At 72.7% G+C, this 12,754-nt stretch carries 11 protein-coding genes; 5 read left to right on the top strand and 6 right to left on the bottom strand.

Translation table 11 applies throughout. The features are described from left to right. Positions 1–5: 5 nt before the first annotated feature. From ABTZ58_RS22485 to ABTZ58_RS22475, 3 genes are read right to left on the bottom strand one after another with little or no spacing between them, the layout of a single operon-like run. A complete protein-coding gene (locus tag ABTZ58_RS22485) occupies positions 6–773 on the bottom strand; it encodes an energy-coupling factor ABC transporter ATP-binding protein (RefSeq protein WP_351359404.1) in 768 nt (255 codons plus the stop codon). Continuing rightward, on the bottom strand, positions 761–1,522 hold the full coding sequence (cbiQ, locus tag ABTZ58_RS22480; protein ID WP_351359401.1) for a cobalt ECF transporter T component CbiQ: 762 nt from the start codon (positions 1,520–1,522) through the stop codon (positions 761–763). Before cbiQ ends, ABTZ58_RS22485 begins: the two co-directional genes overlap by 13 nt. A 1-nt stretch (position 1,523) precedes the next feature. Beyond that, positions 1,524–2,603, bottom strand: a complete 1,080-nt coding sequence (locus ABTZ58_RS22475) for an energy-coupling factor ABC transporter permease (RefSeq protein ID WP_351359398.1) — start codon at positions 2,601–2,603, stop codon at positions 1,524–1,526. 168 nt (positions 2,604–2,771) lie between these two features. Here ABTZ58_RS22475 and ABTZ58_RS22470 point away from each other — a divergent pair, with 168 nt between their 5' ends. After that, complete coding sequence (locus ABTZ58_RS22470) at positions 2,772–3,137, top strand: SsgA family sporulation/cell division regulator (RefSeq protein ID WP_351359395.1); 366 nt, start codon at positions 2,772–2,774, stop codon at positions 3,135–3,137. A 16-nt stretch (positions 3,138–3,153) separates the two neighbouring features. On the opposite strand, the gene ABTZ58_RS22465 is transcribed toward ABTZ58_RS22470, so the two are convergent. The 3 genes from ABTZ58_RS22465 to ABTZ58_RS22455 form a co-directional block, all read right to left on the bottom strand. Continuing rightward, a complete protein-coding gene (locus tag ABTZ58_RS22465; protein WP_351359392.1) occupies positions 3,154–4,824 on the bottom strand; it encodes a penicillin-binding transpeptidase domain-containing protein in 1,671 nt (556 codons plus the stop codon). 96 nt (positions 4,825–4,920) lie between these two features. Continuing rightward, the gene (locus ABTZ58_RS22460; RefSeq protein WP_351359479.1) at positions 4,921–6,504 is read right to left on the bottom strand and encodes a penicillin-binding transpeptidase domain-containing protein; all 1,584 of its coding nucleotides are present in this window, start codon (positions 6,502–6,504) and stop codon (positions 4,921–4,923) included. Between the two features lie 177 nt (positions 6,505–6,681). Further along, positions 6,682–8,430, bottom strand: coding sequence for a dolichyl-phosphate-mannose--protein mannosyltransferase (locus ABTZ58_RS22455; protein ID WP_351359389.1), 1,749 nt, complete (start codon positions 8,428–8,430; stop codon positions 6,682–6,684). A 111-nt stretch (positions 8,431–8,541) separates the two neighbouring features. Between ABTZ58_RS22455 and rsmI the strand changes: the two genes are divergently transcribed. The 4 genes from rsmI (at position 8,542) to ABTZ58_RS22435 (ending at position 12,731) form a co-directional block, all read left to right on the top strand. Further along, positions 8,542–9,390 carry a 16S rRNA (cytidine(1402)-2'-O)-methyltransferase gene (rsmI, locus tag ABTZ58_RS22450; protein ID WP_351359386.1) on the top strand — a complete coding sequence of 283 codons (849 nt, stop codon included), beginning with the start codon at positions 8,542–8,544 and terminating at the stop codon, positions 9,388–9,390. 283 nt (positions 9,391–9,673) lie between these two features. Next, positions 9,674–10,090 (top strand): hypothetical protein, encoded by a 417-nt coding sequence (locus ABTZ58_RS22445; RefSeq protein WP_351359383.1) that lies wholly within the window; start codon positions 9,674–9,676, stop codon positions 10,088–10,090. A 79-nt stretch (positions 10,091–10,169) separates the two neighbouring features. After that, positions 10,170–11,051, top strand: coding sequence for a TatD family hydrolase (locus ABTZ58_RS22440; protein ID WP_351359380.1), 882 nt, complete (start codon positions 10,170–10,172; stop codon positions 11,049–11,051). 135 nt (positions 11,052–11,186) lie between these two features. Continuing rightward, the gene (locus ABTZ58_RS22435; RefSeq protein WP_351359377.1) at positions 11,187–12,731 is read left to right on the top strand and encodes a resuscitation-promoting factor; all 1,545 of its coding nucleotides are present in this window, start codon (positions 11,187–11,189) and stop codon (positions 12,729–12,731) included. The last annotated feature ends 23 nt before the right edge of the window (positions 12,732–12,754 follow it).

Raw genomic sequence — 12,754 nt, 5'->3', positions numbered from 1 at the left:
CATTGTCACGGACGGGCGGGCGCGGCCGGCACGGAACGCGGATCGAAGCCGAACGGCAGCTCCAGGCGGTGCGCCCGCATCAGCTCATCGTCGGAGAGCAGCTCGGCGGTCGGGCCGTCCGCCGCGATCACGCCCTCGCTGAGGACCAGGGAGCGCGGGCACAGCTCCAGCGCGTAGGGGAGGTCGTGGGTGACCATCAGCACCGTCACGTCCAGCGAGCGCAGGATGTCGGCCAACTCGCGGCGGGAGGCGGGGTCGAGGTTGGAGGAGGGCTCGTCCAGGACGAGGATCTCCGGCTCCATCGCCAGCACGGTCGCGACGGCCACCCGGCGGCGCTGCCCGAAGGAGAGGTGGTGCGGCGGCCGGTCCTTGAACTGCGCCATGCCGACCCGCTCCAGCGCCCGGTCCACGCGCTGCTCCAGCTCCGGGCCCTTCAACCCGGCCGCCGTCGGCCCGAACGCCACGTCCTCGCGGACCGTCGGCATGAACAGCTGGTCGTCCGGGTCCTGGAAGACGATGCCGACCCGGCGCCTGACCTCGGCCATGTTCCGCTTGTCCACCGGCAGCCCGGCGACCCTCACCGTGCCGGCGCCGCCGGTGAGGATGCCGTTCAGGTGCAGCACCAGGGTCGTCTTGCCGGCGCCGTTCGGCCCGAGCAGGGCGACCCGCTCACCGCGGGCGATCGAGAAGTCGACCCCGAACAGGGCCTGGTGCCCGTCGGGGTAGGCGAAGGCGAGGCCGGAGACCTCAAGGGAAGCAGTCACAGGGTCCATCCCAGCAGACAGACGGCGAGAGCGGCGCCCGGGAGGGCGAGCGCGTACGACCACTGCGCCCGGGACGCGCTCACCTCGTCGATGACCGGCATGGAACCGGCGTACCCGCGGCTGAGCATGGCCAGGTGCACGCGCTCACCACGCTCGTAGGAACGGATGAACAGCGCGCCCGCCGACTTGGCGAGCACGCCCCAGTGGCGCACGCCCCGCGCCTCGAAGCCGCGCGACTCCCGGGCGATCCGCATGCGCCGCATCTCGTCCGTGACGACGTCGCCGTAGCGGATCATGAAGGACGCGATCTGCACGAGCAGCGGCGGGAGCCTGAGCCGCTGCAGGCCGAGGAGCAGTTCGCGCAGTTCGGTGGTGGCGGCGAGCAGGACGGACGCGGCCACGCCGAGCGTGCCCTTGGCGAGCACGTTCCAGGCGCCCCACAGGCCGTTCACGCTCAGGGACAGCCCGAGCACCTCGACCCGCTCGCCCTCAGCCACGAACGGCATCAGCACCGCGAACGCCACGAACGGCACCTCGATCAGCAGCCGCCCGAGCAGGAAGGCGGCGGGCACGCGCGCGACGTACGCCACGACCCCCAGCAGCACGGCGTACAGCCCGAACGCCCACATGGCCTCCCGCGGTGTCGACACCACGACCACCACGAAGGCGAACACGGCGGCCAGCTTGGTGTGCGGCGGCAGGCCGTGCACGGGCGAGTGCCCGTGCCGGTAGAGCTTGTGCGCGTGCCCGGCACCCATGTCAGACGCTCTTCGCGGTGGACCGCTCCACGGAGGGCTGCTCCACGGCGGACGGCGAGGTGTCCGCCGTGCGCCGGCGGCGAACCGCCCAGAACACGCCCGTGCCCGCGACCACCGTCACGCCCACGCCGATGACCCCGGCCAGCCCTCCGGACAGGCGTGCGTCGTCGACGTCCTTGACGCCGTAGTCGGCGAGCGGGGAGTCCGCGACGGTGTGCTCCTCGGCCTTCTTGTCGATGCCGTGGTCGGAGGCGACCTTCTCCAGGCCGTCCGGGTCGGCGGAGGCGTAGAAGCTGACGAATCCGGCGAGGACGAGCGAGGTGACCAGACCGGTGATCCACAGCGTGCGCCGTGAGGCGCGTGCGGCGACGGGCGCGGGCTCGGTGCCCGGTACGTCGACGAGTTCGCCGTTCACCCGCAGCTTCAGTTTCTGCTCCAGCCCGCGCGCCCCGTGCACGAGGTCCGGCCGTACGGCTACGACGGCACCCACCGTCAGCGAGGTGATCACGGCCTCGCCGAGGCCGATGAGGACGTGCACGCCGACCATGGCGGTGGCGACCTTGCCGATCGAGACGTCGGTGGTGCCGCCGACGGCGTACATCAGCGTGAAGGCCAGGGCGGCGGCCGGCACGGACACCAGGGCGGCGACGAAGGAGGCCGCGGTGACCGAGCGGCGGGAGCGGGGCAGCACCTTCACCAGGCCGCGGAAGAGGGCGTAGGCCACCACCACGGTGACGATCCCCATGTTGGTGATGTTGACGCCGAGCGCCGTCAGACCGCCGTCGGCGAAGAGGATGCCCTGCATGAGCAGCACGACGGAGACGCACAGGACACCCGTGTACGGGCCCACGAGGATCGCGGCCAGCGCACCGCCGAGCAGATGGCCGCTGGTCCCCGCCGCGACGGGGAAGTTGAGCATCTGCACCGCGAAGATGAACGCCGCGACGAGACCGGCCAGCGGCGCCGTGCGCTCGTCGAGCTCACGCCGTGCGCCGCGCAGACTCACGGCGACGGCGCCCGCGGCGATCACACCGGTGGCCGCAGAGGTGGGGGCGTTGATGAATCCGTCAGGTACATGCACCGTTCGATGATGTGGCTAGATGCGAACGATATGCAAGAGCGTCCTCCTCGTTTTATCTCATCCGTGATATGTGCGCCTCAAGGGGTGCAATCCGGAAAATATGCGACATTGGAGAGGGGGCCGACGCACTTTCTCTCCGGAGACAACGCACGGTGAAGGGACCGTCCGATGTCCGTAGTCGAGCAGTACGCGCGAGCCCACATCGTCACGGACGCGGCGGTTCCGTTGACCGACGAGCTGGAGTCGATACCGGTCACCCTGCGGTACGACCCCGAGCACGACCCGCGCCTCGTGCGCATCGCCCTGCCCGGGGCCGGGGGGCGGGAGTGGGCCTTCGACCGCCGGCTGCTGGAGGAAGGGCTGCGGGCCCCCGCGGGCAGCGGCGAGGTCCGGGTGTGGCCCTGCGGCCGGGTGCAGGCCATCGTGGAGTTGCACTCCGCGCAGGGCGTGTCGGTGGTGCAGTTCGAGCGGCAGGCGCTGCTGCGGTTCCTGCGGCGGACGTACACGGCCGCCGTGGAACCGGTGACGCACTAGCCCCGGGGCCCGGGGCTCAGCCGCCCGCCTTCAGCAGGGCCGCGACGATCGGGCCGGCCGTGGAGCCGCCGTGCCCGCCCTGCTGGACCACGCCCGCGGCCGCCAGGTCGTTCCGGTAGGCCGTGAACCAGCCGTTGGGCTTCTTCTGCCCGTCGACCTCGGCGGACCCGGTCTTCGCGCCGACGTCCCCGCCGACCCCGGCCATCGCCTCGGCCGCCGTGCCGGCCGCCGCCGTGTACGCCATCAGCTCGCGCAGCTGGGACAGCGTGCCCGCCGACATCGTGCGCGAGGCCGTCGCCAGCCTGCGCCCGTCCACCTCCGGGGAGACCAGGTAGGGCTGGCGGAAGGTGCCGGCCTTCACGGTCGCCGACACCGACGCCATGTTCAGCGGGTTCATCCGCACCCCGCCCTGCCCGATCAGCGAGGCACCCATCTGGGCCGCCGACTGCACCGGCACCGCACCGTCGAAGGACGGCACCCCGATCGCCCAGTTGTTCAGCCCCAGGCCGAACACCTGCTGGGCCTGCCTGGTCAGGTCGTCGTCCTTCAGCTTGGGCGCCTGGCTGATGAAGGCCGTGTTGCAGGAGCGGGCGAAGCTCGCCTTGAACGTGCCGTCCTTGATCTCGAACTTGTCGTCGTTCTGGAACTTCCAGTGCCCGTACGTGAAGTACTTCGGGCACGGGTGCTTCTTGTCCGCCGAGGCCAGGCCCTTCTCGATCAGCAGCGACGAGGTGACGACCTTCATCGTGGAGCCGGGGGCCAGGGAGCCCTGGAAGGCGGTGTTGAAGCCGGGGGAGGCGTTGGCGGCGGCCAGGATCTCGCCGGTCGACACCCGCACCACGGCCACCGAGGACCGGGCCTTCTTCGCCACCTGCTTCTCGGCGGCGGCCTGGAGCGCCGGATCCAGCGTGGTCTTCACCGTGCCCGGCGTGCCCTCGCTCAGCTCCAGCAGCGTCTTGTCGGACAGGTCCTTCGCCTGGGCGGCCTTCCCGCGCACGACTCGCAGCTCGATGCCCGCCTTGCCGCCGGCCTTCTTGCCGTACTTCTCGCGCAGGCCGTCCAGGATCGGGCCGATCGAGGCGTACTTCTCCTTGGTCAGTTCGCCGCCGTCGCGGTCGAGCGCCTTGACCGGAGGCGTGCCCGCCTCGCCGGTGACCAGCCGGTCGCCGTCCCTCAGGTCGGGGTGGACGACCGCCGCGTGCCAGTCGACCAGGGGCTTTCCGTCACTCGCGCGGCGGACGACGGTGAGGGCGCCGGTGTACGCCAGCGGCTTCTCGGTGCCCTTGTAGGCCACCGTGCCCCTGACCGAGAACGGCACCCTGTCGCCGGTGCGCACGCCCGGGGTGAGGGTGACGTCCTTGACGCGGGCGTCCTTGGTGTAGCCGGTGAGCAGGGCCCGGGCCGCGGCCGGGTCGTCGGTGGCGGCCGCGGCCTGCGGGAGCTTCCCGGACTGCCAGGCGGTGAGGAAGGCGCGGGCGGCGGTGGTGACCTCGGTGGCCGACAGCGGCCCGGTCTTCACCTCGGGCTTGCCGTCCGAGGACGCGCGGGTCCCGTCGTCGGCCGCGGCGCCACCGCCGTACAGCGCGTAGGCTCCGGCCCCGGCACCCACGACGACCACGGCGATCATCCCGCCGATCACGGCGGGACTCGTCTTCCGTCGCTCGGCGACGCGCCTTCTGTTGCCCACTGCTGTTCTGTCCTCCGTGAATCCCCAGGGTCCCCGTCGCCCTCAGCCGTCCCAACGACGGCCACCACCCTAGAGTCCCGTCCGGCACAGGTGAGATCAGCCACCCGTTCGTAGCACGGCTGCGACAATCGGCCCGGCCGCGTCGCCGCCGTGCCCGCCCTCCTCGGTCATGGCCGCCGCCGCGATATCGCCCCGGAAGCCGGTGAACCAGCTGTTGGACTTCGCGTTGCCGTCGACCTCGGCCGATCCGGTCTTGGCGCCGATGTCGCCGGTGAGCCCGCGCATGGCCTCCTGCGCGGTGCCCCGGGTGGCGGTGAGCCGCATCATCTGCTTCAGCTGGGCGGCGGTGCTCGCCTTCAGGCCCTGCGCCCGGGCCAGCCGGCGGTCGTCCAGACCGGGCGGGACGAGGTAGGGCTGGCGGAAGGTGCCGGTGATGGCGGTGGCGGTCACCGAGGCCATGTTCAGCGGGCTCATCTGCACCTGCCCCTGCCCGATGGCGCCGGCCGCCCGGTCCGGGCCGCCGGCCGCCGGGACGCTGCCGTCGAAGGAGGCGATGCCGGTCCTCCAGTCATCCCGCCCCAGCCCGAAGCGCTGTTCGGCCTCCTGGGCCAGCGAGGCGTCGGTGAGCGGCTCCTCGTCGATGAGCTTGACGAAGGCGGTGTTGCAGGAGCGCATGAAGCTGTTGGCGAGCGTGGCGTTCTCGTTGGGCGCCATGCCCGTCAGGTTCTTGAACGTCTGGCTCTGCCACACGGCGGTGTCGGGGCAGGGAGCCGGGCCGTTCATCGAGGTCACGCCGTTGTCGATGAGCATGGCGGCGGTGATGATCTTCATCGTCGAGCCGGGTGCCGCCTGGCCCTGGAAGGCCGCGCTGAAGGCGTCCGTGCGGTGGTTGGCGACGGCCATGACCTCGCCGGTGCTGGGCTTGACCGCCACCACCGAGGACTGGGCGAACCGCTTGACCGCCTGCTCGGCCGCCGCCTGGGCGCTCGGGCTGATCGTGGTGGCGAGCTTGCCCGGCCTGCCCTCGGCGAGGGTGAGCAGCGGGGTGTCGGGAGCGTTCCCGGCGGTGTGCCGGACGACCAGTTCGACGCCGGGGGTGCCGCCGGCCTTCTCGCCGTACTTGTCGCGCAGGGCGTCCAGGACCGGGCCGAGGGAGGGGTACTTCTCCTTCGTCAGCTCGGAGCCGTCACGGCCCACGGCCTCGATGGGCGGGGCGGCCGACTCCTCGGTGACGAGGGTGTCGTCCTTCCTCAGCTCGGGGTGCACGACGGACGGCCGCCAGTCGACCAGGGCCCGGCCGGTGGTGATCCCGCGCACGACCGTCAGCCGGCTCTGGTAGCTCAGGGGCTTGGACTTCCCGTCGTAGGCCACCTTCGCCTTCACCGTGAAGGGCACGGTGGTACCCCGGGCCGCACCCGGCGTGATCTTCACATCCCTGATGTGCGCCTCGTCCTCGAAGGCGGTCAGCAGCTGCTCGGCGGCCGCGTCGTTGTTGGTGTACGACGCCGCCGTCGAGACCGCGCCCTGCTCCCAGGCGGCGAAGAACCTGTCGGTGGTCCTCTCGACCTCGTCCTTCCCGGGCGGCCCCGACTTCTTCTCCGCGGCCACCCCGCTGCCGCCCCCGTCACCGTTCAGCGCACTCATGATGTTGTAGGTGCCGTATCCGGCCCCGCCCAGCATCACCGCGAACACGCCGCCTATGGCGGCGGCCTTGACCCCTTGCCCATTGGGCCGTCCCCTCCCCGTGCGAGCCTCACGCGGTCCTTTGAACGCGTTCAGAAGCTCGATCCGTGAGCACTCTAGGCGCACGGGGCGACACAAGGCGCAGCTGATTCGATTACTTGACCGAATAACGGCTCAGACCCAGGTGTCCAGCCACATCCGCGACCGCCAGTCGTCGATCGGGACGGCCTGGCCGGTGTACAGGGGCCAGAAGTAGATGAAGTTCCAGGTGATCAGCAGGACCAGGACGCCCGCGGCCGTGGCGCCCGCGACGCGGCGGGTGTCCGAGGAGCGGGGCGGTCCGGTGATCGCGCCCAGGAGCATCGCCACCGCCAGGCACAGGAAGGGCAGGAAGACGACGGCGTAGAAGAAGAAGATCGTGCGCTCCTGGTACATGAACCAGGGCAGGTAACCGGCCGCGATGCCGCAGGCGATGGCGCCCGCGCGCCAGTCGCGGCGGAAGAACCAGCGCCACAGCACGTACAGCACAGCGAAGCAGGCGACCCACCACAGCAGGGGCGTGCCGAGGGCCAGGACCTCGCGGGCGCACTTCTCGCCGGCGTCGGAGGGGCAGCCGTCCTTGCCGGGCGCCGGGGACTCGTAGAAGTACGACACCGGGCGGCCGAGGACCAGCCAGCTCCACGGGTTGGACTGGTAGGTGTGCGGCGAGGACAGCCCGACGTGGAACTCGTACACCTGGTGCTCGTAGTGCCACAGGCTGCGCAGCCAGTCGGGCAGGAAGGTCCAGCTGCCGCCCTTGCCGTCGGTCGCGGCCCAGTTGCGGTAGTAGCCGCCCGAGCCGTTCGTCGCGGAGAGGATCCAGCCGGTCCAGGAGGCGAGGTAGGTGACCAGGGCGACCGGCACCGTGGCGAGGAACGCCAGGCCCGTGTCGCGGCGCAGGACCGCGCTGTACGGGTGCCGCGCACCGGCGACCCGGCGCGAGGCGACGTCCCACAACACCGCCATCAGGCAGAACGCGGCCAGGATGTACAGGCCGTTCCACTTCGTGCCGATGGCCAGCCCCAGCATCAGGCCCGCCGCCCAGCGCCAGGGGCGCCATCCGAGGCGGGTCGCCTCCGCGGCGTGCCGGTCGGGCCGGACCCGGCCGTCGGGGTCCGCCGGGAGCGCGGCGGCGAGCCGCTCGCGGGCCTTGTCCCGGTCGACCAGCAGACAGCCGAACGCGGCCAGCACGAAGAACATCAGCACGCCGTCGAGCAGCGCCGTGCGGCTCATCACGAAGTGCAGGCCGTCCAGCGCCATCAGCGCGCCCGCCAGGCAGCCCAGGAACGTGGAGCGGAACAGCCGGCGGCCGATCCGGCACAGCAGCAGCACCGACAGCGTGCCGAGCAGGGCCGTCATGAACCGCCAGCCGAACGGGTCGAACCCGAACAGCAGCTCGCCCAGCCCGATGACGTACTTGCCGACCGGCGGATGCACGACGTACGCCGCGTCGGTCGGGAGCCGGACGTTCCCGCCCGACGACAGGACCAGGTCGTTGGCGTTCTTGGCCCAGTTGACCTCGAAGCCGCGGTGGACGAGCGCCCAGGCGTCCTTGGCGTAGTACGTCTCGTCGAATATCACCGCCCTGGGGCTGCCCAGGTTCCAGAACCGCAGCACCCCCGCCAGCAGCGTGACCAGCAGCGGGCCGATCCAGCCCGACCAGCGCACCAGCCGCCCCGCCTGCTTGTGCGGGACGCCGAGCGCCGCCCACAGGCGCGGCGAGGGCTCGGTGTACGGCGGCACCAGGCGGTCACGGACGTCACGGGCGTCGCTGCTGGGCTGCCCCTGGTAGCCGAAGCGGCGCAGCCGCTGCTGCCAGGGCGGCCGCTGCTCGTGCGGCGCCTGGCCCTGCGGGGTGTCCGTGGAGGACGCGGTACTGGTCACCGCGCCATCGTAGGGAACCGTGCTGTGTGAGTCCCGTGCATGGCCGGTATGCGTCCGCATCCTCCGCCCCTGGGAGGAGTGCGCGTCTCCCGCCCCTGGGAGGATGGGAGCGTGATCGGAACCCTCGTACTCGCAGGCACCCCCATCGGCGACATCGCGGACGCGCCGCCCCGGCTCGCCGAGGAACTGGCCGGGGCCGACGTGATCGCCGCCGAGGACACACGGCGGCTGCGCCGGCTGACCCAGGCGCTCGGCGTCACGCCCAGGGGCCGGGTGGTGTCGTACTTCGAGGGCAACGAGTCCGCGCGGACGCCGGAGCTGGTCGAGGAGCTGGTGGGCGGGGCGCGGGTGCTGCTCGTCACGGACGCGGGGATGCCGTCCGTGTCCGACCCGGGGTACCGGCTCGTCGCGGCCGCGGTCGAGCGGGACGTGCGGGTGACGGCCGTGCCCGGGCCGTCCGCGGTGCTCACCGCGCTCGCGCTGTCGGGGCTGCCCGTGGACCGGTTCTGCTTCGAGGGGTTCCTGCCGCGCAAGGCGGGGGAGCGGCTCGGGCGGCTGCGCGAGGTGGCCGGGGAGCGGCGGACGCTCGTGTACTTCGAGGCGCCCCACCGGCTGGACGACACGCTGGCGGCGATGGCCGAGGTCTTCGGGGCGCGGCGGCGGGCCGCGGTGTGCCGGGAGCTGACCAAGACCTACGAGGAAGTGCGGCGGGGCGGGCTCGGCGAGCTGGCCGACTGGGCCGCGCAGGGTGTGCGCGGGGAGATCACCGTCGTGGTGGAGGGGGCGCCGGAGCAGGGACCGGAGGACGTGGGGCCCGAGGAGCTGGTGCGGCGCGTGCGGGTGCGGGAGGAGGCGGGGGAGCGGCGCAAGGAGGCGATCGCCGCGGTGGCGGTGGAGGCCGGTGTGCCCAAGAGGGTTGTCTTCGATGCCGTGGTCGCCGCGAAGAACGCGACGGGCTGACCGGGTTCGAGGTGGGGCCCGGGGTGCTCGCGGGGCGCAGGTGGTGTGGGGTTGACAGCCTGGTTCCCCGCGCCCCTGACGGGGCGTCGGCCACCTCCTGAGCAGGGCGCTTGTCATTTGAGCGGGCGCCCCATGCGGGGGTAAAAGCGCCGGGGGCCCAGGGCAAGGGACGCCCAAAACGGGGCCAACAGTCGACAGGTCTGCTGCCTTCGGACCGGCTGAGGAGTCCACTGGACCGCGAGGGCCGAACCGCTCTCACGCCTCAGCGGAACCAGGAGCCGGCATGAGTGAGATCGCAGGGCGGACCGTGCTCCGCGCCGGTGCGACCGCCGTCGTCAACGAGTCCTACTCCTTCGCCTGCATGCGGTGCGGGCACGGGTGGGAGCAGTCGTACGAGATAGAGCACCACACGGACGGCACGGGCCACGAGTTCGTCCTCTACGTCGCGGACGGCAAGATCGTGCCCTCCCCGCTGAGCAGGCCCGCCTGCCACAACTGCGACGGGCATGTCGTGCGCATCATGCGGCCCGGGCGGGTCGCGTCGGCGCGTGACGCGGCGCACCGGTCCCACCGCGTGCCGCCGCCCGCCGGGCCCGTCGAGGCGCCCACCCCGGAAGCCGAGGGCCTGGCCGAGCCGCACGCGCAGCACCACTGGCACCTGTCCGACCTGCTGCACCCCTTCCAGCGCAAGGTGAGCTGACCTGTCCGGCTCTCCTTGCCGACGCCCTCCCCGCTCCTCCCCCGCCGGGGAGGGCGTCGCCCTTTCGTAGGATCGGGGCATGCCTTCGAACGACTCCGACAAGCACGCCGCGCCCCCGCTGCCGGAACCCCTGCGGGTGCCCGTCGCCGACTCCCACACCCATCTGGACATGCAGTCCGGCACGGTCGAGGAGGCGCTGGCCAAGGCGGCGTCGGTCGGGGTGACGACGGTCGTGCAGGTCGGCTGCGACCTGAAGGGCTCCCGCTGGGCCGCCGACACGGCCGCCGCGTACGAGGCCGTCCACGCGACGGTCGCCCTGCATCCGAACGAGGCGCCCCGGATCGTCCACGGCGACCCCGACGGCTGGTCGCGGCAGGGCGCGCGGGCACCGGGCGGGCAGGCGGCCCTGGACGACGCGCTCGCCGAGATCGACCGGCTGGCCGCGTTGGAGCAGGTCAAGGGCGTCGGTGAGACCGGCCTCGACTACTTCCGCACCGGGCCCGAGGGCAAGGACGCGCAGGAGCGGTCGTTCCGCGCCCACATCGAGATCGCCAAGCGGCACGGCAAGGCCCTGGTCATCCACGACCGCGAGGCCCACGCCGACGTGCTGCGCGTGCTGAAGGAGGAGGGCGCCCCCGAGCGGACCGTCTTCCACTGCTACTCCGGCGACGCCGAGATGGCCGGCATCTGCGCGAGCGCGGGCTACTTCATGTCCTTCGCCGGCAACGTCACCTTCAAGAACGCCCAGAACCTGCGGGACGCGGTGGCGGTCGCCCCGCTGGAGCTGCTCCTCGTGGAGACGGACGCGCCCTTCCTCACCCCGGCGCCCTACCGCGGGCGGCCCAACGCCCCCTACCTCGTGCCGCTCACCGTGCGGGCGATGGCCGCCGTGCGCGGCGTCGACGAGGACGCCCTGGCCGCGGCGCTCGGGGCGAACACGGCACGCGCGTTCGGTTACTGACCCCCGCGGCCACCGCGCCGCCCGGCTGTACGACTGTGCGTAGTCGCGTCGCTTTGGAGAGTGACGACCGCTCCGCTAGGTTCTGGGGCCTGATCCGGACCCCTCTGGACCCCTCGGCCCCTGGAGCGTGTCGGCGTGAGCAACGCGCGGTACGAGACGTACGAGACGTATGGCCCGGCCTACGCGGATCCCGTGTACGGCGGTTTCGACGCGCCGCCCGCCGATCCGCACAGCGCCGACACGCTGGGCTACGGGACCCCCGGGGCGCCGGGTGCCCACGAGGACACCTACCGGCCCGCCTACGAGACGCCGCCCCTGCCCGGGCTGCCCCGCCAGGGCGTCGGCGGCCCGGACGGGCAGGCGGCAGCCGCGTTCCCCGAGGAGCCGGAGCCCACCACTCCGGGAGGGCGCGCCGCAACACGCGCCGCATCACGCGCCGCAACACGCGCCGCATCACGCGCCGCAACACGCGCCGCGTCCCGTGCGGAGTCCCGCGCCGAACCGCGCGCCGAATCGCGCGCCGCGGCGCGCGTCGGCTCGCACCGCAGGCCCGCGCGCCGGCGGAAGGCGCGGTACGCCGAGCGCCCCGACAGCCCTCTGCGGCGGCTGCTCCCGCAAGCCCTGGTCGTCGCCTTCCTCGCGGGTGGCACCACGGCGTTCGTCGCCAAGGACAAGGCCGTCGAGCTGAACGTCGACGGCAAGGCGCGCACCCTGCACACCTTCGCCGACGACGTCACCGAGCTGCTCGCCGAGGAGGGCGTCGAGATCGGCGCCCACGACGTGGTGGCGCCCGGCCCCGGCACGGAACTCACCAGCGGCGACGAGATCGCCGTGCACTACGCCCGCCCGGTACGGCTCACCCTCGACGGACACCGGCGCCAGGTGTGGACCACCGCCCGCACGGTGGGCGGGGCACTCCGGCAGCTGGGGGTGCGCCAGGAGGGCGCGTACGTGTCCACCTCGCGCTCCCGGCGCATCGGCCGCGAAGGGCTCGCGCTGGACGTGCGCACCGAACGCACGGTCACGATCATGGCGGACGGCCGGGCCCGCACCGTCCGCACCAACGCGGCGACCGTGCGGGAAGCCGTCGAGGAGGCCGGCATCACCCTGCGCGGCCAGGACGCCACGTCCGTCCCGCAGGGCAGCTTCCCGCGCGACGGGCAGACCGTCACCGTGCTGCGCATCACCGCCGGCAGGGAGGTCCGCGAGGAGCCGATCCCCTTCCAGGTGCGGTGGACGGAGGATCCGGAGCTGTTCCGGGGCACCGAGGTCGTGGACCGCGCGGGCGAGCCGGGCCTGCGCCGGATCACCTACTCCCTGCGCACGGTCAACGGCGTCAGACAGAAGCCGCGCCGGATCGGGGCCGAGGTGGTGCGCGAGCCCCGTCCGCAGCTGGTCAGGGTCGGCACCAAGCCGCGCCCCGCCTCCGTGCGGAGCGCCGACCACCTCGACTGGCAGGGGCTCGCGGCCTGCGAGTCAGGTGGCCGCCCCGACGCGGTCGACCCCTCCGGCACCTACGGCGGCCTGTACCAGTTCGACACCCGGACCTGGCAGGCGCTCGGCGGCCGGGGCCGCCCCCAGGACGCCCCGGCGGCGGAACAGACGTACCGGGCGAAGAAGCTGTACGTGCGACGCGGGGCGAGCCCCTGGCCGCACTGCGGGGGCCGGCTGCGCGGGTAGGCGGGCCCAAAACCCCCGTACCC

It is taken from the genome of Streptomyces sp. NPDC094143 (assembly GCF_040303825.1).
Taxonomy (GTDB): domain Bacteria; phylum Actinomycetota; class Actinomycetes; order Streptomycetales; family Streptomycetaceae; genus Streptomyces.
The sequence above is the reverse complement of the archived record's forward strand: the minus strand, read 5'-3'. Positions and strand labels throughout refer to the sequence as shown.

Bases quoted from the DNA above. Each gene is read 5' to 3' on its own strand.
- ABTZ58_RS22470 (WP_351359395.1), top strand. From the start codon at position 2,772: ATGTCCGTAGTCGAGCAGTACGCGCGAGCCCACATCGTCACGGACGCG.
- ABTZ58_RS22445 (WP_351359383.1), top strand. From the start codon at position 9,674: ATGAGTGAGATCGCAGGGCGGACCGTGCTCCGCGCCGGTGCGACCGCC.
- cbiQ (WP_351359401.1), bottom strand. From the start codon at position 1,522: ATGGGTGCCGGGCACGCGCACAAGCTCTACCGGCACGGGCACTCGCCC.
- ABTZ58_RS22485 (WP_351359404.1), bottom strand. From the start codon at position 773: ATGGACCCTGTGACTGCTTCCCTTGAGGTCTCCGGCCTCGCCTTCGCC.
- ABTZ58_RS22440 (WP_351359380.1), top strand. From the start codon at position 10,170: ATGCCTTCGAACGACTCCGACAAGCACGCCGCGCCCCCGCTGCCGGAA.
- ABTZ58_RS22460 (WP_351359479.1), bottom strand. From the start codon at position 6,504: ATGCTGGGCGGGGCCGGATACGGCACCTACAACATCATGAGTGCGCTG.